Origin of the sequence: Kitasatospora sp. NPDC028055 (assembly GCF_040637885.1) — a bacterium.
Lineage (GTDB): Bacteria > Actinomycetota > Actinomycetes > Streptomycetales > Streptomycetaceae > Kitasatospora.
The window spans coordinates 1-1837 of sequence record NZ_JBEZXE010000111.1 but is presented as its reverse complement, the minus strand read 5'-3'; the positions used below and the strand labels follow the sequence as shown (position 1 = coordinate 1837).

Below are 1837 nucleotides of genomic sequence, written 5' to 3'. Positions count from 1 at the left end.
AGGGCGGGGTGGATGGCGTACGTATCGGGGTCGGTGGGGAGGGTGATCTCGGCGTAGATGTGGTCGTTGTGGCGCCACATCTTGTGCAGGCCTTGGAAGGTTGGGCCGTAGTGGTATCCGTGTGTGGTGAGGGTGTCGTAGGAGATGTCGAGGGGTTGTGCGCCGGTGGGGGGCCAGGTGGTGAGGTCCCAGTCCGGGGTGGGTGTGTCGGTGTCGAGGATGCCGGTGGCGTGGCAGGTCCATGACGTGCCGGCGTTGGTGTCGGGTCGTGCGTCGATCCGGATCGGGCGTGCGCCGTCGTCGGTGTGCGGTTCGCCTACTTCGACTCGGAGTCGTATCGCGCCGTGTTCGGGGAGTATGAGGGGTGTTTGTACGGTGAGTTCGCGGATGGTGCCGTAGCCGACCTGGTCGGTGGCGTGGATGGCGAGTTCGACGAATGCGGCGCCGGGGAGGACGATGGTGTCGGCGACTTGGTGGTCGGCGAGCCAGGGGTGGGTGGTGAGGGAGATCCGGCCGCTGAGGACCGTGCTGGTTGCGCCTTCGGTGACGGCGCCGAGCAGCGGGTGGCCTGCTGGGGTGAGTCCGATGGCACCGATGTCGCGTCGGCCGGTGTCCGGGGTGAGCCAGTAGTGCGCTCGCTGGAAGGGGTAGGTGGGCAGGGTGACCTGGCCGCCGCCGTCGGGCTGATGCGCAGGGCTCCAGTGGGTGGTCGCGCCGGTGGTGAAGGCTTCGCCGGCGGAGCGCAGGAAGCTGCTCAGGTCGCCGTGGTGGCGGCGTAGGGTTCCGATGCTGCGGGCGGTGCTGTCGGTGCTGTCGATGGTCTCCTGCACGCCGGGGGCGAGGACGGGGTGGGGGCTGGATTCGATGAAGGTGTGGTAGCCGTCGGTGAGTAGTTGTCGGGTGGTGGCTTCGAATTCGACGGTGTTGCGGAGGTTGCGGAACCAGTACTCCGCGTTGAGTTCGGTGGTGTCGATTTGTTGTGCGGTGACGGTGGAGTAGAAGCGGATGTTGCTGGTTCGGGGGCGGATGGGTGCGAGGAGGTCGAGTACTCGGTCGCGGATCCGGTCGACGTGCTGGGAGTGTGAGGCGTAATCGACCGGGATGCGCCAGGTGCGTATGCCGTCGGTCTCGAACACGGCTTGCAACTGGTCGAGGGCCTGCGCACTGCCGGAAACAACGGTGGAGCTGGGGCCGTTGATCGCGGCGATCCCGATGTCACCGTTCCACTGCTCCAGACGGGGTCGCACCAGATCGACCGACAGCGCGATGGAGACCATGCCGCCCTGCCCAGCCAGCGCACGAATGGCCTGACTGCGCAGTGCCACAACACGGGCCGCGTCCTCCAGCGACAACGCACCGGCGACACACGCCGCGGCGATCTCGCCCTGCGAATGCCCCAGCACCGCGTCCGGCCGCAGCCCGTGGGACTGCCACAGAGCGGCCAGTGAGACCATCACCGCGAACAACGCCGGCTGCACCACGTCCACCCGCGCCAGCAGGGACGCGCCGTCATCGGTCAGCAGGACCTCCAGCAAGTCCCAATCGATATAGGCGGAGAGGGCGCGTGCGCATTCGTCGAGACGGGCCCGGAACACCGGAGCGGACGCATACAGACCACGGGCCATCGCATTCCACTGCGAGCCCTGCCCCGGAAACACCAGCACCGTCGTGCCGGTTCCGGCGGTTCCCGTCACCACGTCGTCGGAGAGGGCACCGTCCGCGAGGCATTTCAGTCCGGCCAGCAGTTGTTCTCGGGTGGTGCCGACCACGACGGCACGGTGTTCGAAGGCGGTGCGTGCGGCCAGTGTGGTGGCGATGCCCGTGACTGACAGCCCGG

Annotated in this window: 1 protein-coding gene; it reads right to left on the bottom strand. The window is 67.7% G+C overall.

The features are described from left to right. Positions 1–1837, bottom strand: a 1837-nt coding sequence (locus tag AB0F71_RS39845; RefSeq protein ID WP_360246219.1) for an acyltransferase domain-containing protein, incomplete at both ends; no start/stop codon positions are given.